This is a genomic window from Arcobacter sp. CECT 8985 (assembly GCF_004116495.1).
GTDB lineage: Bacteria > Campylobacterota > Campylobacteria > Campylobacterales > Arcobacteraceae > Malaciobacter.
The window spans coordinates 14,084-35,023 of sequence record NZ_PDKC01000026.1 but is presented as its reverse complement, the minus strand read 5'-3'; the positions used below and the strand labels follow the sequence as shown (position 1 = coordinate 35,023).

19 protein-coding genes are annotated in these 20,940 nt (G+C 28.5%); 12 read left to right on the top strand and 7 right to left on the bottom strand.

Going from position 1 to position 20,940, the window contains the following annotated elements; all coding sequences use genetic code 11:
* The first annotated feature begins 12 nt into the window (after nucleotides 1–12).
* From lpxA to mreC, 4 genes are read left to right on the top strand one after another with little or no spacing between them, the layout of a single operon-like run.
* Entirely contained in the window at nucleotides 13–795 is a 783-nt protein-coding gene (lpxA, locus tag CRU93_RS10850; RefSeq protein WP_129104220.1) for an acyl-ACP--UDP-N-acetylglucosamine O-acyltransferase, read from the top strand.
* Between the two features lie 16 nt (nucleotides 796–811).
* Nucleotides 812–2,038, top strand: coding sequence for an ATP-dependent protease ATP-binding subunit ClpX (gene clpX, locus CRU93_RS10845; protein WP_129104219.1), 1,227 nt, complete (start codon nucleotides 812–814; stop codon nucleotides 2,036–2,038).
* Nucleotides 2,039–2,047: 9 nt separating this feature from the next.
* Nucleotides 2,048–3,076 carry a rod shape-determining protein gene (locus tag CRU93_RS10840; RefSeq protein ID WP_129104218.1) on the top strand — a complete coding sequence of 343 codons (1,029 nt, stop codon included), beginning with the start codon at nucleotides 2,048–2,050 and terminating at the stop codon, nucleotides 3,074–3,076.
* Entirely contained in the window at nucleotides 3,069–3,884 is an 816-nt protein-coding gene (gene mreC, locus CRU93_RS10835) for a rod shape-determining protein MreC (RefSeq protein ID WP_129104217.1), read from the top strand. Before CRU93_RS10840 ends, mreC begins: the two co-directional genes overlap by 8 nt.
* A gap of 13 nt (nucleotides 3,885–3,897) precedes the next feature.
* Here mreC and CRU93_RS10830 read toward each other — a convergent pair whose 3' ends face one another.
* Nucleotides 3,898–4,509, bottom strand: coding sequence for a riboflavin synthase (locus CRU93_RS10830; protein ID WP_129104216.1), 612 nt, complete (start codon nucleotides 4,507–4,509; stop codon nucleotides 3,898–3,900).
* A 220-nt stretch (nucleotides 4,510–4,729) separates the two neighbouring features.
* Between CRU93_RS10830 and mnmG the strand changes: the two genes are divergently transcribed.
* Nucleotides 4,730–6,592: a tRNA uridine-5-carboxymethylaminomethyl(34) synthesis enzyme MnmG gene (gene mnmG, locus CRU93_RS10825; protein WP_129104215.1), complete on the top strand. Its 1,863-nt coding sequence runs from the start codon at nucleotides 4,730–4,732 to the stop codon at nucleotides 6,590–6,592.
* Nucleotides 6,593–6,737: 145 nt separating this feature from the next.
* A complete protein-coding gene (gene rlmF, locus CRU93_RS10820; protein ID WP_129104214.1) occupies nucleotides 6,738–7,682 on the top strand; it encodes a 23S rRNA (adenine(1618)-N(6))-methyltransferase RlmF in 945 nt (314 codons plus the stop codon).
* A 2-nt stretch (nucleotides 7,683–7,684) separates the two neighbouring features.
* Here the strand turns inward: rlmF and CRU93_RS10815 are convergent, their stop codons facing one another.
* From CRU93_RS10815 to CRU93_RS10800, 4 genes are read right to left on the bottom strand one after another with little or no spacing between them, the layout of a single operon-like run.
* On the bottom strand, nucleotides 7,685–8,266 hold the full coding sequence (locus CRU93_RS10815) for a nucleotidyltransferase family protein (protein WP_129104213.1): 582 nt from the start codon (nucleotides 8,264–8,266) through the stop codon (nucleotides 7,685–7,687).
* A complete protein-coding gene (locus tag CRU93_RS10810) occupies nucleotides 8,253–9,143 on the bottom strand; it encodes an XdhC family protein (RefSeq protein ID WP_129104212.1) in 891 nt (296 codons plus the stop codon). Before CRU93_RS10810 ends, CRU93_RS10815 begins: the two co-directional genes overlap by 14 nt.
* A 3-nt stretch (nucleotides 9,144–9,146) precedes the next feature.
* Complete coding sequence (locus tag CRU93_RS10805) at nucleotides 9,147–11,282, bottom strand: molybdopterin cofactor-binding domain-containing protein (protein WP_129104211.1); 2,136 nt, start codon at nucleotides 11,280–11,282, stop codon at nucleotides 9,147–9,149.
* A gap of 1 nt (nucleotide 11,283) precedes the next feature.
* A complete protein-coding gene (locus CRU93_RS10800) occupies nucleotides 11,284–11,739 on the bottom strand; it encodes a (2Fe-2S)-binding protein (RefSeq protein ID WP_129104210.1) in 456 nt (151 codons plus the stop codon).
* Between the two features lie 110 nt (nucleotides 11,740–11,849).
* On the opposite strand from CRU93_RS10800, the gene CRU93_RS10795 reads away from it, so the two are divergent.
* The 4 genes from CRU93_RS10795 to recJ all read left to right on the top strand — a co-directional run bounded on the left by CRU93_RS10795 (nucleotide 11,850) and on the right by recJ (nucleotide 17,253).
* On the top strand, nucleotides 11,850–12,458 hold the full coding sequence (locus CRU93_RS10795; RefSeq protein ID WP_129104209.1) for a TetR/AcrR family transcriptional regulator: 609 nt from the start codon (nucleotides 11,850–11,852) through the stop codon (nucleotides 12,456–12,458).
* 126 nt (nucleotides 12,459–12,584) lie between these two features.
* The gene (ccoG, locus tag CRU93_RS10790) at nucleotides 12,585–13,967 is read left to right on the top strand and encodes a cytochrome c oxidase accessory protein CcoG (protein WP_129104208.1); all 1,383 of its coding nucleotides are present in this window, start codon (nucleotides 12,585–12,587) and stop codon (nucleotides 13,965–13,967) included.
* A 98-nt stretch (nucleotides 13,968–14,065) separates the two neighbouring features.
* On the top strand, nucleotides 14,066–15,682 hold the full coding sequence (locus CRU93_RS10785) for a CTP synthase (protein WP_129104207.1): 1,617 nt from the start codon (nucleotides 14,066–14,068) through the stop codon (nucleotides 15,680–15,682).
* Entirely contained in the window at nucleotides 15,682–17,253 is a 1,572-nt protein-coding gene (gene recJ, locus CRU93_RS10780) for a single-stranded-DNA-specific exonuclease RecJ (RefSeq protein WP_129104206.1), read from the top strand. Before CRU93_RS10785 ends, recJ begins: the two co-directional genes overlap by 1 nt.
* On the opposite strand, the gene CRU93_RS10775 is transcribed toward recJ, so the two are convergent.
* Together CRU93_RS10775 and CRU93_RS10770 are read right to left on the bottom strand one after the other, a co-directional pair.
* Nucleotides 17,248–17,823: a FlgO family outer membrane protein gene (locus tag CRU93_RS10775; RefSeq protein ID WP_164967669.1), complete on the bottom strand. Its 576-nt coding sequence runs from the start codon at nucleotides 17,821–17,823 to the stop codon at nucleotides 17,248–17,250. The genes recJ and CRU93_RS10775 overlap by 6 nt on opposite strands.
* A gap of 9 nt (nucleotides 17,824–17,832) precedes the next feature.
* A complete protein-coding gene (locus CRU93_RS10770) occupies nucleotides 17,833–18,534 on the bottom strand; it encodes a FlgO family outer membrane protein (RefSeq protein WP_129104205.1) in 702 nt (233 codons plus the stop codon).
* A gap of 176 nt (nucleotides 18,535–18,710) precedes the next feature.
* Here CRU93_RS10770 and CRU93_RS10765 point away from each other — a divergent pair, with 176 nt between their 5' ends.
* Together CRU93_RS10765 and CRU93_RS10760 are read left to right on the top strand one after the other, a co-directional pair.
* Nucleotides 18,711–19,256 carry a DJ-1 family glyoxalase III gene (locus CRU93_RS10765; protein WP_129104204.1) on the top strand — a complete coding sequence of 182 codons (546 nt, stop codon included), beginning with the start codon at nucleotides 18,711–18,713 and terminating at the stop codon, nucleotides 19,254–19,256.
* A gap of 173 nt (nucleotides 19,257–19,429) precedes the next feature.
* Nucleotides 19,430–20,866, top strand: coding sequence for a DASS family sodium-coupled anion symporter (locus CRU93_RS10760; RefSeq protein ID WP_129104203.1), 1,437 nt, complete (start codon nucleotides 19,430–19,432; stop codon nucleotides 20,864–20,866).
* Nucleotides 20,867–20,940: the final 74 nt, after the last annotated feature.

Below are 20,940 nucleotides of genomic sequence, written 5' to 3'. Positions count from 1 at the left end.
TTTAGGTTTAATATGAATAATATTCACAAAACAGCAATAATTGAAGATGGTGCACAACTAGGTGATAATATCACTATTGGTGCATTTACATTTATTGGTAAAAATGTAAAAATTGATGATGGCACAACTATTGGTTCTCACTCCCTAATCGAAGGTAAAACAACAATTGGAAAAAATAATGAAATTTTTTCTCATGCAACAATTGGGTCAATTCCTCAAGATTTAAAATTTCAAGGTGAAGATGTTGAACTTATAATTGGAGACAATAATAAAATTAGAGAATACACTCTATTTAATCCAGGAACAATTGGTGGAGGTAGTAAAACAGTAATAGGAAGCAATAACCTATTTATGGGTTACACACATGTCGCTCACGATTGTATAATTGGTGATAATTGTATATTTGCAAATGTTGCAACTTTAGCAGGTCACGTAGAATGTGGAGATGCAGTTGTAGTTGGTGGATTAACACCTATTCATCAATTTTGTAAAATTGGAAGCTACGCAATGGTAGGAGGAGGTTCAGTTGTAACACAAGACATCCCTCCATTTTGTTTAGCAGAAGGTAATCGTGCAGTTCTTAGAGGTCTTAATTTGACTGGTCTTAGAAGAAGATTAGATAATAGAGAAGATATAAATGAAATTAAAAAAGCTTACAAAGCGATTTTTAATTCAAAAGAGTCTATTTCTGATGTATCTAAAGAATTAATACAAAATAGTAATAATATTTATGTAAAGGAATTAGCTCAATTTGTAATAGATACAAAAAGAGGAATTCCTTTTAACAGAAAATAAAGAGAGAAGTATAAATATGAGTAAAGTAGTATGTGATTTTTGTGGAGTAGAAGAGACACAAGATAATCCTATAATTGCGGGAGATAATGGATATATTTGTAAAGCTTGTGTAACAGCAGCAAATGATATATTAAATGGAAATGAGCCTACTGAAAAAGAAGACTCTCAAAATAATCAAGCTGAAGAGGCAGAAGAGATTAAATTAAGAACACCTGCAGAATTAAAATCAATCTTAGATGATTATGTAGTTGGACAAAATAATGCTAAAAAAGTTCTTTCTGTTGCAGTATATAACCACTATAAAAGAATCTTTAGAAAAGATTTAGATAGCGAAGATGATACAGAAATAAATAAATCAAATGTTTTATTAATAGGTCCTACAGGAAGTGGTAAAACACTACTTGCTCAAACTATTGCTAAGCATTTAGATGTGCCTTTAGCAATTGCAGATGCTACATCTTTAACAGAAGCTGGGTATGTTGGTGATGATGTAGAGAATGTAATTACAAGACTTCTTCAATCAGCAGATGGTGATGTTGAAAAAGCACAAAAAGGTATTATATTTATTGATGAAGTTGATAAAGTTGCAAGAATGAGTGAAAACAGATCTATTACTAGAGATGTTTCAGGAGAAGGTGTTCAGCAAGCACTTCTTAAAATAGTTGAAGGTTCAGTTGTAAATGTTCCACCAAAAGGTGGAAGAAAACATCCTGGGCAAGATGCTATTCAAGTAGATACAACAAATATCTTATTTATTTGTGGTGGAGCTTTTGATGGTCTTGAAGATATCATCAAAAAGAAAAAAGGTGCAAATGTTCTTGGATTTAATCAAGAAAAAAGAAGTGTTAAAGAAGAAAAAGATATATTAACTGATGTTGAAGCTCATGATTTAGTTAAATATGGTCTTATTCCAGAATTAATAGGAAGACTTCATATGATAGCAACTCTAAATGAAATCAGTGAAGATGATATGATACATATTTTAACTGAACCTAAAAATGCATTGGTTAAACAATATACAAAACTATTTAAAATGGATAATGTTGAGCTTAGCTTTAAAAAAGATGCTTTAAAAGAAGTAGCTAAAAAAGCAATTGAAAGAAAAACTGGGGCAAGAGGGTTGAGATCTATATTGGAAGATATTATGTTAGATATAATGTATGATTTACCAAATTATAAAGATAAGAAAATTACAATTACAAAGCAAGTAGTATTAAAAGAAAAAGAAGTAGAAGTAGCATAAAGGAAAAAAATGTTAAACAAATTAATAGGTCTATTTTCAAATGATATGGCTATAGATTTAGGAACAGCAAATACTGTTGTTTCTATAAGAGGGAAAGGTATTATTATTAATGAACCTTCTGTTGTTGCAGTACAACATGATAGATACGGTAAAGATAAGATATTAGCTGTTGGACAAGAAGCCAAACAGATGATTGGTAAAACTCCTTTAAATATTCAAGCCGTTAGACCTATGAAAGATGGTGTAATAGCTGATTTTGAGATGACTGAAAGAATGATTAGATATTTCATTGAAAAAGCTCATGCAAGAAAATCATTTATTAGACCAAGAATTATAATTTGTATTCCTTTTGGAATTACTCAAGTTGAGAAAAAAGCAGTAAAAGAATCAGCATTAAGTGCTGGTGCAAGAGAAGTATTTTTAGTAGAAGAGCCAATGGCAGCAGCAATTGGAGCTGGTATCCCAGTTTCAGATCCATCTGGTTATGTTGTAGTTGATATTGGTGGAGGAACAACTGAAATTGGTGTAACTTCACTTGGTGGACTAGTTTTATGTAAATCAATCAAAGTAGCAGGTGATAGATTTGATAAAGCTATTATGGACTATGTAAGACAAAACTATAATTTATATATCGGTGAAAGAACAGCTGAAAATATTAAAATTGAAATTGGTACTGCAATAAAACTTGATAAAGAACTAAAAATAAAAGTAAAAGGTAGAGATAACTCTGGTTTACTTTCAACTATTGAATTAGGTAGCGAAGGTGTAAGAACTGCAATAAAAGAACCACTTAAAGAAATTGTTTCAGCTGTTAAAAGTGTATTAGAGGACATGCCACCTGATTTAGCAAGTGATATTGTTGATAATGGTGTTATTTTAACTGGTGGAGGAGCCTTAATTAAAGGTTTAGATACTTATCTTGCTGATATCATTAAACTTCCTGTAAAAGTTGCAGATGAGCCATTATTAGCTGTTGCATATGGTACTAGTAATGTATTAAATCAAGCGGAGCTTTTAAAATTAATCAGTAATGAATAAACTTATCTTTGTTATTCTTTTTTTAATCATTAGTTTGTTATACATCTTAGATGTAAACAAACTATTTGGTGAAAAATTCACTCTTGTAAATAATATCAAACAGTTTTATATAAACAAAGTCGAAACTGCAAATGACTACTTAAATATGTATTTTTATCAAGCAAAAAGCATAGATAAATTAGAATCTGAAAATCAAGAATTAAGACAATACAAATTTTTATATGAAAGCAAAAATCAGAAATTAAAAGATATTGAAAATAGTATTAATAGTATTAATCAAATAGATGAAAAAGTTCTTCAAACAAGAGTTTTATCTTATATATCATTTGATGATTTTACAAAAGTATGGCTAGATAAAGAAAAAAAAGATGATAAGATAGAAGGTCTAATTATTGATGATTTTGCAGCAGGAATAGTTGTAAAAAAAGACAATAAGGCTCTTGGCTTATTAAATGGTAATGAAAAAGCAAATTATGCAGTATTTATAGGAGAAAATGAAGCTCCTGGGATTATTCATAGTTTAGGTAAAAGCAAATATATCCTTGCAAAATATATTCCTATTTGGATTGATATAAAAATAGGAGATGAAGTTATAACTTCTGGAATGGATAACATTTTTTACAAAGGGCTAAAAGTAGGTAAAGTTGTATCAATAAATAAAAAACCTGATATGCAAGAAGCTGTAATTGAACCTTATGCTAAAGTTCTAAAAAGAAGATTTTTCTTTATATATAAAAACTCTACTCAAGATATAGAGGCTAAACCTGAAAAAATTCAAAAAGAAGATGAGAAGAAAAAGAAAAATTGATCTTTAACCTCATCTAATATCTTGACATTATACTTTCAACCTTATCCCATGTAAGTTTTTCATCTTTTGGTTTAAACATATTAAAAATATATCTAGCAAACATATCTGTTTCTAAATTTACTTTTGTTCCAATTTTATATGTTTTAAATAGAGTATTTTCAACTGTATGTGGAATAATAGTAAGTCTAAAACTATTTTCAAAAACTTCATTAACAGTAAGAGATACTCCATCAATTGTAACACTACCTTTTGGAATTATATATCTTGAATAATCACTAGGAAGGGAAATAATAAAATCTGTTGATTTGCCATTTTGTTTTATTGAAGTAATAGTTCCTAAACAATCTACATGCCCTTGGACAATATGTCCTTCAAACCTATCACCCATCATCATTGCTGGTTCAATATGTACAGAACCTCTGTAATTTTCCATTGCTAAGATTTTTTGAGACTCTAATGATAATTCAACAGTAAAAGTTCCACTTGCAACTCTCACTACAGTAAGGCATGCACCATTTACTGCAATTGAATCTCCAATACCTGGTTTGTATTTTGCTTTTATAGTTAAGTAGTCATTTTTTAAACTAATAACTTCAGCCATCTCTCTAATTAATCCTGTAAACACATAAATCCTTCAATAAATATTAAATATGGTTCAAAATATTTGGAATAATTTGAATTTTTTGGTATGATACCGAAAAAATATTGAGAAGCAAATATTTAATAAATTATACTATTCAAAATGCTTCCTTTCAAATAGAACTTAAGTGAAAACAGATAAGCCTTAAAATATAGTTGAAACTAACTGTTTTAAAACAAAAAAACACAAATTTTATGGAGATAAAATGAACTATGACATTATCGTCGTTGGAGGCGGACATGCAGGTATTGAAGCCTCTTTAGCAAGTGCAAGAATGGGTAAAAAAACTCTTCTTATTACTATGCTTGTTGAACAAATTGGTGCAGCATCATGTAATCCTGCTGTTGGTGGTCTAGCAAAAGGTCATCTTGTAAGAGAACTTGATGCTTTAGGTGGAGAGATGGGTCTATGTACTGACTCTGCAGGAATTCAATTTAGAATTTTAAATGCTTCAAAAGGAGCAGCTGTTCAAGGTAGTCGTGCCCAAATTGACATGGATGAATATAGACACTATATGAGAAAAGTTTGCCATAACACACCTAACTTAGAAGTTTATCAAGATGAAGTTACATCTTTAATCATTGATGAAAATGGTGATGTTGCTGGTGTAAAAACAAAACTTACAGAAGAGTTTACTGCAAAAAAAGTAATCTTAACAACTGGTACATTTATGAAAGGTCTTATTCATATTGGTGATCATAAATATGAAGCAGGTAGAGCATGGGAATTACCATCAAGTACTTTATCAACTCAATTAAAAGAGTTAGGATTAAATGTAGGAAGACTAAAAACAGGAACTCCAGCAAGAATTGACTCAAACTCTATTGATTTTTCACAAATGGAACAACATGGAGGAGATGAAAAACCAAATCCATTCTCATTTAGAACTGATAAATCAACTTTTAATCCAAAACAGTATCCATGTTATATTACTTACACAAATATTAAAACACATGATACTATTAGCTCAAACTTCTATAGAGCACCTTTATTTACAGGACAAATTCAAGGAAGTGGACCAAGATATTGTCCAAGTATTGAAGATAAAGTAAATAGATTTAGTGAAAGAGATAGACATCAATTATTTTTAGAACCTCAAACAGCAATGTGTACAGAATATTACATAAATGGACTTAGTAGTTCATTACCAATTGATGTTCAAAAAGAGATGATTCACTCAATTAAAGGTCTTGAAAATGCAAAAATCATAAGATATGGTTATGCAATTGAGTATGATTATATTGATCCAACAGAGTTAAAACATACATTAGAGACAAAAAAAATAAAAAATTTATATCTTGCAGGACAAATAAATGCAACTACTGGATATGAAGAAGCAGCTTCACAAGGTCTTATGGCAGCTATTAATGCAGGATTAGCACTTGATAACAAAGAGCCTTTAATTATAAGAAGAGATGAAGCATATATTGGTGTACTTATTGATGATTTAGTTACAAAAGGTACAAATGAACCATATAGAATGTTTACAAGTCGTGCAGAGTATAGACTTCTTTTAAGAGAAGAAACAGCTGATTTAAGACTAAGTCAATATGGCCATGATATTGGTTTAATTGATGATGAAACTATGCAAAAAGTTGAAAATAAAAGAAAAGTTATCAATGATGCTGTTGAATATATGGCAAATGAATGGTTTACATCTAAAAAAGAGAATCTTGAACTTCTAGAAAAATTAGGAGAAGATAAGATTAAAGATAGAGCTTTACTTATTGATATTGTAGGTAGAAGTACAGTAACTGCAGAAAAATTTGATGAATTAGTTCCTTCATTAAAAGATATTGATCCATATTTAAAAGAACAAATTATTATAGAAGCAAAATACTATAGATATATAGTAAAACAACAAAAACAGATACAAAAAATGCAAAAAATGCTTAAAATGAAAATACCAGAAAATTTTGACTATTCAAAAATTTCAGGATTATCAAATGAAGTGATTGAAAAACTTCAAAAATTTAATCCACCAACACTTTTCAATGCAAGCCAAATTTCAGGAATTACACCAGCTGCTATTGATATACTTCATATGTATATTAATATAAAAAAATAAGCATAAAACACCTGATTACTAAGAATTTAAAAGTATATTTTAACTAGAAAATTGACCCAAATTTTATGAACTTAAAAAGTCAATCTTTCTAGTTTTAAATTTAATGAAATTCTTGGACTAAAATATAAATAATAAGATAATTAAAATGGCAGATAAAGAGCATAAAAAAAATTTACATCCAAGAAACTTTCACAATAAAAGATATGATTTCCCACAACTTATACAAAGTTTACCAAAACTTGCAGATTATGTTTTTAAAAATAAATATGATGATTTGTCAATTGATTTTGCAGATTCAAAAGCTGTTTTAACTTTAAATAAAGCGATACTTTCACATTTTTATAATATAAAAGAGTGGTCAATACCAAATGGATACTTATGTCCTCCTATTCCTGGAAGAGCAGATTACATTCACTATATAGCAGATATTTTAGCAAAGTCAAATAATAATAAAATACCCAATGGTTCTAAGATAAAAGGACTTGATATTGGAATTGGGGCTAATTGTATTTATCCAATTGTAGGAAATAGTGTTTATGGTTGGTCATTTGTAGGTAGTGATATTGAAAAAAAATCTATTGAATCATCTAAAAAAATTATAGAATCAAATGACTCTTTAAATGGAAATATTGAGTGTCGACTACAAACAAATTCTGATAATATTTTTACAGGTATAATAAAAAAAGATGATAAATTTGATTTTACTTTATGTAATCCTCCTTTTCATAAATCACAAGAAGAAGCACAAGCAGGAAGTAAAAGAAAGGTTCAAAATCTTACAAAACAAGTAGTAAAAAAAGCTTCTTTGAATTTTGGTGGTAAGAGTAATGAACTTTGGTGTAAAGGTGGAGAAGTAGCCTTTATAAAAACTATGATAAAACAAAGTAAAAAGTATGCTAAAAACTGTTTTTGGTTTAGTACAATCGTATCAAAAAAAGACAATTTAAGATTTATATATGATACTTTAGATTATGTAAAACCTATGGAATATAAAACTATACAGATGAAGCAAGGACAAAAAATAAGTAGAATCGTCATTTGGACATTCCTTTCAAAGGAAGAACAAAGACAATGGGTAAAGAATTGGTAAAATTAAGAGTTTTTTAGTAACTCTTGCCAATCCTCTTTTGTATCTACATCTATTGAATAATTATCAATTAAAGTAAGACTTATAGGTTGATATTTAAAAAAAAGCTTCTTTGCTCCCTTATTCCCTTCTAGTTTTTTTAATTCTTCAAAATATTTCGTAGGGAATATTGTAGGTACTGCATATTGATTTTTATATTCTGAGCAAATTATTTTATCTTCATTTTTATTTGATAGTTTTATCAAATTTTCATAATGTTCAATTGGTATCAAAGGTTGATCACAAAGCATTATTAAAACTTTTTGTTGTTTTATCTTAGAAATTGCAAATGCAATAGTATTTCCCATGCCTTCTTTATAATTTGGATTTATTAATATATCTATTTTTTTATTTTCTATATTTTTTTTTATCTCTTTACTTTTGTGTCCTAAAATTACTGTAACATTTGAAGTTAATTCAAAAGCTTTTTCAATTGCAATATTTATTAAAGTTTTGTCTTTTAATTTTAATAGTTGCTTTGGCTCTCCAAGACGACTTGAAGTTCCAGCAGCTAATATTAATATAGTTAGATTATTAAATTTTTCCATTTTTTCTTGCTTCTATTTGTGCACATATTGATAAAGCTACTGATTGGTGAGTATAGCCACCTATTTCAAAACCAATAGGTGCAAAAAATCTTTTGTCATTTTCTAATTTAAACTCTTCTTTTTTCTCTTTCATCTTCTTCTTATTTCCCATAAGTCCTATATATTCAACATTTGAATTAATTAAAGCTTTTAAGTAAGTATCGTCTGTTTTTGGACTATGACTTAATATAACTGAAGCATTGTATGAACTTAAATCCATAGTTAAAATATCTTCAAATTTTTCTAACTTTATAATATCATCAGCTTCACTCACATAATCTTTATTAATATTTATATCTATAATTGTAGTTTTCCACCCCATAAGGTTTGCTATACTTATTAAGGAAGTCACATGTGCACCTGAACCAAATATTAAAAGTGAATATGGCAATTTAATTTTTTGATAAAATTTATCATCTTCAAATTTTGTTACTGTATTTCTATTTGTAAATTCATAGTCATCATTTTTTATATTTCGAACTAATGTTTTATCGAAATTTTTTAGTGCAAGACCTAATACTCCATAATCATCTTTTTTTAAAAATACTTGTAGAAAATATTTACTTGTGCCATGTCCAGAAGATTCATCTTTTGGGATGTTTTCAAAGTATTTTGATTTTTGATTTTTAAAAGCAATTTTTGCATACTCTAATATTTGTTTATGCAAGTGCTTACTTCCAAAAACACCTACAAACTCAAAGTTAGAGTTTATAAGCATAAGATTTCCAGCCTTTGCATAAGTAGAACCTAGTGTTTGTATAACACTAACTCCTACTAAGTCAAGACCTTGTTTTTTACTTTTTTCAATAAATTTTAAATACTGTTTATTTTCAAACATCTGTTAACCTATTTTAATAGGCATTGAGTGATATCTTTTTCCAGTAGCATCAAATAGTGCATTTGGCACTGCTGCTAAGATTGGAGGTACACCTGGTTCTCCTATACCACCTATTTTTTCTCCTGAATTTATGATGTTTATTTCTATTTCTGGAGCATCTGAAATTCTACTTACTTTATAATCATAAAAGTTATTCTGTGTAGCTTCACCATTATTTATCGTTATTTCACTATATTTAAGTGCTGCAATACCAAAGTTAATAGAACCTGCTATTTGGTTTTTCACATTTTGTGGATTAAATGCAAATCCACAATCAACACTTGCCCATACTTTTTCTACTTTGAAATCATCTTTTGTAACTCTCACCTTTGCAATTTGAGCGCAGATTGTTCCAAATGATTCATGAATAGCCACACCATAACCAACATTTTTCTCTTTTTTTCTATTTTCCCAATTTGCTTTTTTAGCCACATCTTTTAGTATTGTTATAAATCTATGGTCTTTTAACATATTTATTCTATATTCAATAGGGTCAACACCAGCTGCAAATGCTGCTTCATCAACTATACCTTCAACTGTTGGTGCACTTTGTGTATGACCAACTGATCTCCACCATAATACTGGTATTTCTGAATCCATCGTAAATGCTTGCATATCATGACTATCTATATCATAAGGATGATCTACCAATCCTTCTTTTTGAGCTCCATCTACACCATTTTTAAATCCAAAGGCTGCAAAAGGAGAACCTTTAAAAATAGATTGTGAAGCTACTTTTGCATCAAATGCAGTAATATCACCATGTTTATCTAAAGCAACTTTTACTTTATTTTTATATTTTGGTCTATAGTTACCCATTTTGATATCATCTTCTCTTGTCCATAAAGTCATAATTGGAAAATCTTCATCTTTTGAAACATAAGCTCCATCTAAAATAAAATCAAGGTTAATTGTCCCTCTTCTTCCAAATGCACCACCTAAATAAGGAGTATTATATGTAATATTTTCACCTTTTACACCTAATACTTTTGATATAGCTTTTAAAGCCATAGTTTGTGATTGAGATGATGACCAAACTGTTGCTTTATTTTTCTCATGGTGAACTACTACTCCTAATGGTTCCATTGGAGCATGTGCTAAAAATGGAAAATCATACTCAGCTTCAATTGTTTTATCTGCAGTTTCAAAAGCTTTTTTTGAATCTCCATCTTTTCTCATTGAAGCACCATCTTTTTCCATTGCTTTTGAATATTGTGTATTTAACTGTTTATCACTTGTATTTTTAAACTCATCTTTATCCCAAACAACATCAATGTCTAATAATGCCTCTTTTGCTATCCACCAATGCTCAGCAATAACAGCAATTCCTGAAGGGATTTGTTTTACTTTTATAACACCATCTTTTTTTAAAGCTTTACTTGCATCATAACTTTTAACCTTTGCTCCAAAAATAGTTGGATGGTAAACTGCTGCATATTTCATATTTGGAACTCTTACATCTATCCCAAACTCTGCTTTTCCAGTAACTTTTTCCCACATCTCTTTTGGATGTCTAGAGTGTGGTTTTCCAACAAACTTACAATCTTTTAACTCTTTTATTTTAGGATTAGTAGGAACTTTCATAGTTGATAAATCACTTACTAAATCACCAAATTTAAAACTCTCTTTTGTCTTTTTATTAAATACTTTTGAGTCTTTTGTATAAACATCATAAGCTCTTACTTTCCATTTTTTAGCAGCTGCTTTGATTAACATCTCATTAACTGCTGCTCCTATTTTTCTCATTTCTAATTGTTTACTAAATACAGAAGAAGAACCACCTGTTATCATCAATGGACCAAAAACACTATAATATACTGGTGCTATTTTTGCAGGTACAATATTGATATTTTTCCAATCAACATTTAACTCTTCTGCTATACACATAGCCAATGTTGTATATGTACCTTGCCCCATCTCAACTTGTCCAACAATAAAGTTAATATTATTATCTGGTGTTATTTCAACAAAAGCATTTGGTTGTAATGCTTTTTCATCTTTTTTAGTTTCACTAGCTCTTGATTTAGTTGGAATATAAAATCCAATAACATATGCTGCACTTACAGCTGTAGTTGTTTTTAAAAAATCTCTTCTTTTCATCTTACACCTCCGCTGTCGCAGCTTTTATTGCTGTTTTTATTTTATTATAAGTTCCACATCTACAGATATTACCATCCATAGCTTTTATTATCTCTTCTTCACTTGGCTTTGGATTTGTTTTAACAAGACTTGCTGCATTCATAATTTGTCCTGATTGACAATATCCACATTGAACAACATCCTGTTTTACCCAAAATTTTTGTAATTTTTGTACAGTTTTATCTGTTTTTGTTTCTATTGTTGTTATTTTTTTATTACCTACTGTACTAATAGGAGTTTGACAGGCACGTACGGCTTCATCATCTAAAAGCACAGTACAGGCTCCACATTGTCCTACTCCGCATCCAAATTTTGTACCTGTAAGATTTAAGTGATCTCTTAAAACCCAAAGTAATGGTGTATCTGGATTAATATCTAAATTATAATTTTTATCATTTATTTTTATTTTAAAAGACATTTTATTCCTTTGTGTTGTTTATTTTAGTTTAGTAAAAAAATCTTAATATAAACTAAACTGCATAGTTTAGTTTATATCATTATTAATGTTTAATTTGTTAAAATAATCTTATGCGAAAAAAAAGACCATTAAATGAAGAAAAACGAAAATCAATATTAAAAGCTGCAATCCAACAATTTTATGAAAAAGGGTTTGAAGGCTCTAGCATGGATACAATTTCAAAAGAAGCAAATGTATCAAAAGCTACAGTATATAAACACTTTAAAAATAAAGAAGAGTTGTTTTTAAGTATTTTTAATATTTTAAAACAAAGAGTTAATGAATGTTTTCAATACCCGTATAATAAAGATAAATCTATAGATGAACAGCTTTATGATATTGCAAGAAAAGAAATTGATTTTTTATCAGATGAACAAAATATTATATTAATAGAACTTGTCACTGTAGTTATGATTCAAAAAAATAAAATTGGCTTAAAAGTTTTAGAAAATATGAATGATGATTTTTATCTCATGGCTGTACAATGGTTTGAAGATGCAAAAAAAGACAATAAACTTAACTTTGATTCAAGTTGTTTTGTTTCAAGACAATTTATAGGTCTAATAAAATCATTTGTATTTTTCCCTCAACTTTATGGATCAAATAAACTTAATAACCAAGAAAATGAAAAAGTTATTTTTACTGCAATTAAGATGATAAAGACTATGTATGGGAAATAAATATTAATAATTCTAAAAATTAATATTTTATATATAAGTTGTACTTATATTTGTTTATGTTTAATATAAGGCGAATTTATATACAATAATTGTAACAATTCAGTTATTATTTAACAAAGGAAGAATATGAGTGAAAAAAAGAATGAGTTTCTAAAAAAAACTCCTTTTAGAATTAAAAGATACTACGCATATATTTTAGCTACTATTGTAGGACTATCTTTACCTTTCATTAGAATCAATGATAACCATATATTTTTACTATCATTTGATAAAAAACAACTTCATTTGATGGGTGTTGCATTTGATATGCAAGAACTTTATCTTATGCCTTTTTTATTAATGCTTCTATTTTTAGGTATTTTTGCAGTTACTGCAATTGGAGGTAGAGCATGGTGTGGGTGGACATGTCCTCAAACTATATTTAGAGTTATATATAGAGATTTAATAGAAACAAAACTTTTAAAACTAAGAAGAATAAAAAATAAACAAAAAGAACCTGACTGGAAAAAACCAGAAAATGCTACAAAAAGAGTTATTGCTATAATTTTATGGTCGCTAATTGCTATTGTTGCAGCATCTGATTTTATGTGGTATTTTATTCCACCAGAAGATTTCTTTGCTTATTTACAAGATCCAACAGAACATATGTTTTTAATTGGATTTGTACTATCAATTGCTGCATTTATTGTATATGATACAATTTTCTTAAAAGAAGATTTCTGTGCATATATTTGTCCTTATTCAAGAGTTCAATCAGTTTTATATGATAACAATACATTACAAGCTATCTACTCTACAAATAGAGGAGGTAATATCTACAATGAAAATAAAGAGAAGATAATTTTCAAACAAAAAGATTTACCAAATGAGCAAGATGAATGTACAACATGTGAATCATGTGTTACTGTATGCCCTACTCATATTGATATTAGAAAGGGATTACAACTTGAATGTATTAACTGTTTAGAGTGTGTTGATGCATGTACAACAGTAATGGGTAAACTTGGTAAACCTTCTTTAGTTCAATGGTCAAGTACAAATGAAATTGAATATAATAAAAAGACTAAATTTTTCAGAAGATCTACAATTATGTATTTTGTTGCATTATTAATAGTTTTAAGTTTACTATTTGTAATGGGTGGAGAAAAAGAGCATATGTTGTTAAATGTAAATAAAACAACTGAACTATACAAAATTGAAGATAACAATAAAGTATCAAATAACTATTTATTCCTTTTCCAAAATACTGATTCTAAAAAACACAAATATAATTTAGAAATTGTTGATAATAAAGATATTAAAATTGAAAGATTTAACCCTTTCTTATTATCACCTCATAGAATGAGAAAAAAAGTAGTTATATTAAGTACTACAAAACAATTAGTAAATGATAATACAAAAGACACTCCTATTACACTTACAATCAGAGCTTATGCTGTTGATGATCCTAAAATTAGTGTATTAAGAAAAGCGGTATTTGTATACCCAAGAGCTGACAAACTAAAATAATTGTAAAAGAGGTTAAATCCTCTTTTGCTTAACTTCTTCTTAATTCAATCTGCGATATAATCGCGAAATTATTATTATCAATTTTTATGGAGTTATTAATGACAAAATTCATTTTTGTAACGGGTGGAGTTCTAAGTTCTTTAGGAAAAGGAATTACTTCAGCTTCAATTGCAACAATATTAAAACAGTCTGGCCTCAAAGTAAGTATGCTTAAAATTGACCCTTACTTAAATGTTGACCCAGGAACAATGAGTCCTTTAGAACATGGAGAAGTTTTTGTAACAGCAGACGGTGCAGAGACAGACCTTGATATAGGACATTACGAAAGATTTATAGATGCAACTTTAAGTGCAAAAAACAACTTTACTACAGGTCAAGTTTACCAATCAGTAATAAAAAGAGAAAGAGAAGGTGGTTACTTAGGTAAAACAATCCAAGTAATCCCACATGTAGTAGATGAAATTAAAAATAGAATTATAAGTGCAAGTGAAGGTTATGATTTTTTAATTGTTGAATTAGGTGGAACAGTTGGTGACATCGAAGGTTTACCATTTATGGAAGCAATTAGAGAAATAAGACATGAACTGCCAAAAACAAATACTATGAACATACATGTAACACTTATTCCTTATATTGCTGCAGCTGGAGAATTAAAAACAAAACCTTCTCAACACTCAGTACAAGAGTTAAGAAGAATTGGTATTACTCCTCATATGTTAGTTTGTAGAACAGAGCAACCTCTTCCAAAAGATTTAAAAAGAAAACTTGCAATGTCTTGTGATATTGAATATGATGGAGTAATTGAGTGTGGCGATGCCGCATCAATTTATCAAGTACCATTAAATTTTATTAAAGAAGGTATTTTAAATCCTGTTTCAAATCACTTTAATATAAAATTAAAACCTAACATGGAAAAATGGAGTACTTTAGTAAAACATATTATTCTACCTCAAAATGAAGTTAATATTGCATTTGTAGGGAAATATCTTGATTTAAAAGAGTCTTATAAATCATTAACTGAAGCATTAACTCATGCTGGAGCACATTTAAATACTAAAATAAATATTAACTGGTGCGATAGTGAAAGAATTGAAGATGTTGGCGCTTATGAAGTAATTGGAAACTCTGATGCAATTTTAGTAGCAGGTGGATTTGGGCATAGAGGAGTTCTTGGGAAACTTGATGCAATTAAATATGCAAGAGAGAATAAAGTTCCTTATTTAGGTATTTGTTTAGGTATGCAACTTTCAATCGTTGAGTATTGTAGAAATGTTTTAGGATTAGAAGAAGCAAACTCAGTAGAGTTTAATCCAGAAGCAAAAGATCCAGTAATTTACTTAATTGATGAATTTATTGACCAAAGTGGAGAAAAACAACTAAGAACACATGAATCACCAATGGGTGGAACTATGAGACTTGGCGAGTATCCATTTACACCAAAAACTGGTACAAATCTTAAAAAAGCTTATGGAAATGAAGAAGTATACTATGAAAGACATAGACATAGATATGAAGCAAATCCAAAATATAAAGAGATGTTAGAAAAAGCTGGAATGATTATTTCAGGTGAATCAAATGGACTAATTGAAGCAGTTGAAATAAAAGATCACCCTTGGTTTGTAGGTGTTCAATTCCATCCAGAATTTACTTCTCACTTAGAAACTCCAAACCCAATTATTTTAAAATTTGTAGAGCAGGCAACTAAAAATATATAATGCAAAAAGTTACTAAAAATAGACTTTTTGAACTTCTACTAGCAAGGCATAAGGGTAACCCTTATGCAAAGCTATCAAATATACCTAATCCTTTTTTATTAAAAGACTTACCAAAAGCTGTAAAAAGAATCAAAGAAGCTGTATTAAATAATGAACAAATAACTATAGTTGGTGATTATGATGTTGATGGTGTAGTATCAACAACAATAATGGTTGATTTTTTTAATAAAGTAGGATACAAAATAAAGCATATAATTCCAAATAGGTTTGAACATGGATATGGATTATCTGAAAAAATTGTAGACTTAATCGATAGTGGACTAGTGGTTACGGTTGACAATGGAATTAGTGCAATACAAGCATCAAAGAAGTTAGAAAGAAAAGGGATTGATTTAATTATCACAGATCATCATACAGTTGGTACAGAGTTACCACATGCATTTGCAATTGTAAATCCAAAACAACATGATTGTACTTTTCCATTTAAAGATATTTGTGGAGCACAAGTTGCTTGGTATTTATGTGCAGGAATAAAAAAAGAGTTAAATTTAGATATAAATATGTCTGATTTTTTTGACTTATTAAGTGTTGCAATTGTAGCAGATATAATGCCTATGACTGATTTAAACTATACATTAGTAAGACATGGATTAAAAAGCATCAAATCATCTAAAAGACCAGCTTTTAAAAAATTAAATGAAGTATTATCAAAAAATTTCTATGTTTCTGATGATATTGGTTTTATGATTGCTCCTAAAATAAATAGTGCAGGAAGAATGGATGATGCTTCAATTGCATTATCTTTTTTATTATCAAAAAATGAATTTGAAGCAGAAAATTCATTAAGTTTATTAGATGAACTTAATAACTATAGAAAAACATTACAAGAAGAAATTACAAAAAAAGCAACACAAAAAATCATCCATGAACATAATGTTATAGTTGTTTGGGGAGAGCAATGGCATGAAGGGGTAATTGGCATTGTTGCTTCAAAATTATCAAATAAATATAAAAAACCTGCATTTGTATTCTCTATTACTAATGGTATTGCAAAAGGTAGTGCAAGAGCAAATGCCAAGATTAATCTTCACACTTTGATTACAAAATGTTCTTCTTTACTTCTTGGATTTGGTGGACATAAAAATGCAGCTGGACTTGCTATGAAAGAAGAAAATCTTGAAGTATTCCAAGAGAAAATAAATTCACTTTTAATAGATACTCCAAAAGGTGATTTGCATATTGATTATGAATGTTTAGGGGAACTTGATGTTTCTAGTGTTGATCTAGATTTTCTTTCAATAATAGAAAAGTTTGAGCCATATGGACTTGAAAATAAAAAGCCAATATTCAAAATATCAAATGCAAAAGTTTTAAAAGTACAATTTATTGGTAAAGATAAAAATCATTTAAAACTTTTATTAAATAGTGATGGTTTTATATTTGAAGCATTAAAATTTCACCATAGTGAAGAGATTAATATACAAAATATTGATTTAATTGTATCAATAAATAAAAATGAATTTAGAGGAGAGGTTTCTGCTCAATTTTTAATAGAGGATATACTCTTATAAAACTATAGGAGTATATACATCTTCAATTTGATTTTTTCTTTCTAAGTCTAAAATTTCATCAGTTACAATTGTACTTTCTTGAGAAGATAAAAGAATATTCCCAGTTTCTAAGTCAATTAATTTAATAAAAACAATCAATGTTTTAGTTGTTATAGAATATGTACCGACAAAAGCGTATCTTGCATCATTAATTGTAGAATTTATTTCATTTGTATCTCTACTTAATGCAGTAAAACCATTTGGACCTAAGGCAAAATGTTTTCTTAGTTCAATTTCTTTTACTGTAATATTATTGGCTAATAATCTATCTTTCAAAGTTGAAGATAATAAAAAACCTAATTTAGATCTATTCTTTAATCTATCTATATTTACAAAGTCTGATACTAAAACTGTATCCGTTAAGTAAAGCTCTTTTTTTAATTTTTTTACTGTTTTTTGAACCATTGAGTCAACTAGTCTATTAAAACTAGTTGAACCATCAATGTTCATATAAAGGCATGAATTTAGACTAAATGCTAAAATTAGTAGAACAACTATTTGTTTTACTAAATTAAAAGAGAATTTACTCATCTAATATACTTACTTACTCTCTTTTATAATTTTGATTGTTCTTGGAGGTTTACAATCTTTAAAAATTACACAATCATTTCTTTTATTATGTTGATAAATAGCCCTAGAACTAGAAATAATTCTACCAGAGATATTATCTATTACTCTTGCATTTAATACAACTTTGCCAAATTGTCTTGAGTATGTCCCAACAACAACATAAGTATTAGGAATTTTGTCTTTTAATTTACTTATATCTCTTGAGATAAAATATTCACCATTTTTATCAATAGAAACATTTAATTGACCTCTAAATTCAATTACATTAAAACCTCTATTTGAAAGTTCATTTATTAAACTTTCACTAATTACTCTACCAAATTCTGTTGTTTTTTTAAGATCATCAAGTCTAACAAATGACGTAAATAAAACTGGTCTGCTAGAAGAAACTTTTGTATTTCTCATCATTTGTGTTGCTAATGAATCAATTGTACCCTCAAGCGTATTTTGAGTAGTTACATGATATTGTTTATCTTGTGCAACTTTTAAAAACTCTTTTGTTACTTGAACTTTTTTATTCTCTTTTTGTACACTTGGATCATATTGTGCATTTGAAGAAGTTGAACTAAATGTTGGAGTAGAAGTATTGTTATTGTTAAGTGCAGTACATCCAGTAGCTAATAGTGCTACCGCTGAAACACTAAAGCAAGTCTTAATAAAAGATTTAAGCATGTATTCCCCTTTGTATAATTATTTAAATTTTATTTAAAACAAGCTTATAAACTCTTGAAAAGTAAAGCTTTAAATCCCTTAAAATAGTACTTTCTTAATATTTTTATATTATTTATCTTATATTGAGCCTAACAATTGTAATATTTAAAATAATATTTAATAAAAAAGGAGTTAAAATGTCTAAAGTAATAGTACCTATTTCAAATGGTTTTGAAGAGATTGAAGCTATATCTATCATTGATGTATTAAGACGTGCAGATATAAATGTAACAATAGCAGCAGTTGAAGATATTCAAACAATTGGAGCTCATGATATTAAAGTAACTGCTGATTGTAAAATAGAAAAAATTAATGCAGAAGAATTTGATATGATTATTCTTCCAGGTGGCTTACCAAATGCTTTCACATTAGCAGAAAATGCAAATGTTCAAAATCTTTTAAAACAGATGAAAGAGCAAAATAAACATATTGGTGCAATTTGTGCAGCACCATTTGCATTACACAAAGCAAATGTTCTAAATAAAAATTTTACTTGTTATCCTAGTTTCGAAGAAAAAATAAGACAAGATGGTTACCATAATGAAGATGATATTGTTATTGATGATAAAGTTATTACTTCAAGAGGCCCAGCAACAGCTATGAACTTTGCATTAGAAATTGTTAAAATTTTACTAAATGAAGAAAAGTATACTGAAGTTAAAAACGGTTTACTACAGAAATAGTATAAATTATAAGTTGAGCTATAATACTTAGCTCAACATCTACATATAATATACAAAACTTAAAGAAATATTACAATTTAATTACAATTGTTTTTTTTATGTCATTTTTTATAAATTATATTCCTGTTTAAGTATAAAAAAAGTAATATACGTTCAATTAAAAAGGAGTATAAATGAATAAACAAATTAAAATTATTCCACTGTGTGGAATATTTTTCGTTGGTTTGATTGCGTGGTTTTTTCCACCTCAAAGTATAGATGCAAATTCTTGGCACACATTAATCGTGTTTTTATGTACAATTGTGGGGATTGTTCTAAATGTTATGCCAATTGGTGCTGTAGGGTTATTAGGGGTAACAGTATTTGCATTAACAGCAGCAGCTGGTGCACAAACTTCAAAACAGGCAATTATGGATGCATTAAGTGGTTTTGATAGTTACTTAATTTGGTTAATTGTTGTTGCATTTTTTATTGCAAAAGGTTTTATTAAAACTGGTTTTGGGAAAAGAATTGCACTAATTATGGTTAAGTTCTTTGGTAAAAAAACTTTAGGTTTAGTATATGGATTGTCAATTGCAGATTTAATTTTAGCACCTGCAACACCTAGTAATACAGCAAGATGTGGAGGAGTAATATATCCTATTGCAAATGCATTATCTCAAAGTTTTAAATCTTTACCAAATGATCCTAGTAGAAAAAAAATGGGAACATACCTAATTACTTCAATTGGGAATATTAATGATATAACTGCTGCAATGTTTATTACAGCATATGCTGCAAATCCACTTATTGTTAAACTAGCAGAAGGGTTTGGGGTAAAACTTTCATGGATTGGATGGTTTGTAGCAGCAGTAGGACCAGCAATTATTTCATTAATTCTTGTACCTATAGCTTTATATTTTATTATAAAGCCAGAAATAAAGCATACTCCGGAAGCAAAAGAGTTTGCCCAAGCAGAATTAGAAAAATTAGGGCCAGTTTCAAGAGATGAAAAAGTTATGGCACTTACTTTTATTGGTGTATTAATACTTTGGATTTTCGGTAAACAATTAGGTATTCACTCAACAACTACAGCATTAATAGGTCTTTCTTCTTTAATTATTACAGGTGTTTTAACTTGGGATGATATTAAAGGTGAAAAAGCAGCTTGGGATACATTAGTTTGGTTCTCAGCTCTTCTTATGATGGCAACTTTTTTAAATAAATTAGGTTTCACACAATGGTTTGGTAATACAATCGGTGAAGAACTAAAATTCATGGCTTCAGTAAATTGGATTATAATTTTAGGTGTTTTAACTATGATTTATACATATACACACTACTTTTTTGCAAGTGGAACTGCACAAGTTGCCGCACTTTATTCGGTATTTTTAGGTGTAGGTATTAAACTTGGAATTCCTGCTTACCCATTAGCATTATTACTTGGTTTTACAAGTAGTTTATATTGTTCATTAACACAATATACTCATGCAAGAGGGCCTATTTTATTTGGTTCTGGATTTGTAACGACTAAAGAGTGGTGGAGTGCTGGTTTTGCCATTAACCTATTAAATCAAGTAATATTCTTAATTGCTGGTTTAGCGTGGTGGAAAATAATAGGACTTTATTAAAAAAACTTCAATTAATACAAATCTTTAAAAGATTTGTATTAATTGTTTATCTTGTAATTACTCTGTAATCATTC

What these genes read in the sequence shown, in the direction of transcription:
- lpxA (WP_129104220.1), top strand. Translation starts at nt 13, where the DNA reads ATGAATAATATTCACAAAACAGCAATAATTGAAGATGGTGCACAACTA.
- clpX (WP_129104219.1), top strand. Translation starts at nt 812, where the DNA reads ATGAGTAAAGTAGTATGTGATTTTTGTGGAGTAGAAGAGACACAAGAT.
- CRU93_RS10840 (WP_129104218.1), top strand. Translation starts at nt 2,048, where the DNA reads ATGTTAAACAAATTAATAGGTCTATTTTCAAATGATATGGCTATAGAT.
- mreC (WP_129104217.1), top strand. Translation starts at nt 3,069, where the DNA reads ATGAATAAACTTATCTTTGTTATTCTTTTTTTAATCATTAGTTTGTTA.
- mnmG (WP_129104215.1), top strand. Translation starts at nt 4,730, where the DNA reads ATGAACTATGACATTATCGTCGTTGGAGGCGGACATGCAGGTATTGAA.
- rlmF (WP_129104214.1), top strand. Translation starts at nt 6,738, where the DNA reads ATGGCAGATAAAGAGCATAAAAAAAATTTACATCCAAGAAACTTTCAC.
- CRU93_RS10815 (WP_129104213.1), bottom strand. Translation starts at nt 8,266, where the DNA reads ATGGAAAAATTTAATAATCTAACTATATTAATATTAGCTGCTGGAACT.
- CRU93_RS10810 (WP_129104212.1), bottom strand. Translation starts at nt 9,143, where the DNA reads ATGTTTGAAAATAAACAGTATTTAAAATTTATTGAAAAAAGTAAAAAA.
- CRU93_RS10805 (WP_129104211.1), bottom strand. Translation starts at nt 11,282, where the DNA reads ATGAAAAGAAGAGATTTTTTAAAAACAACTACAGCTGTAAGTGCAGCA.
- CRU93_RS10800 (WP_129104210.1), bottom strand. Translation starts at nt 11,739, where the DNA reads ATGTCTTTTAAAATAAAAATAAATGATAAAAATTATAATTTAGATATT.
- CRU93_RS10795 (WP_129104209.1), top strand. Translation starts at nt 11,850, where the DNA reads ATGCGAAAAAAAAGACCATTAAATGAAGAAAAACGAAAATCAATATTA.
- ccoG (WP_129104208.1), top strand. Translation starts at nt 12,585, where the DNA reads ATGAGTGAAAAAAAGAATGAGTTTCTAAAAAAAACTCCTTTTAGAATT.
- CRU93_RS10785 (WP_129104207.1), top strand. Translation starts at nt 14,066, where the DNA reads ATGACAAAATTCATTTTTGTAACGGGTGGAGTTCTAAGTTCTTTAGGA.
- recJ (WP_129104206.1), top strand. Translation starts at nt 15,682, where the DNA reads ATGCAAAAAGTTACTAAAAATAGACTTTTTGAACTTCTACTAGCAAGG.
- CRU93_RS10775 (WP_164967669.1), bottom strand. Translation starts at nt 17,823, where the DNA reads ATGAGTAAATTCTCTTTTAATTTAGTAAAACAAATAGTTGTTCTACTA.
- CRU93_RS10770 (WP_129104205.1), bottom strand. Translation starts at nt 18,534, where the DNA reads ATGCTTAAATCTTTTATTAAGACTTGCTTTAGTGTTTCAGCGGTAGCA.
- CRU93_RS10765 (WP_129104204.1), top strand. Translation starts at nt 18,711, where the DNA reads ATGTCTAAAGTAATAGTACCTATTTCAAATGGTTTTGAAGAGATTGAA.
- CRU93_RS10760 (WP_129104203.1), top strand. Translation starts at nt 19,430, where the DNA reads ATGAATAAACAAATTAAAATTATTCCACTGTGTGGAATATTTTTCGTT.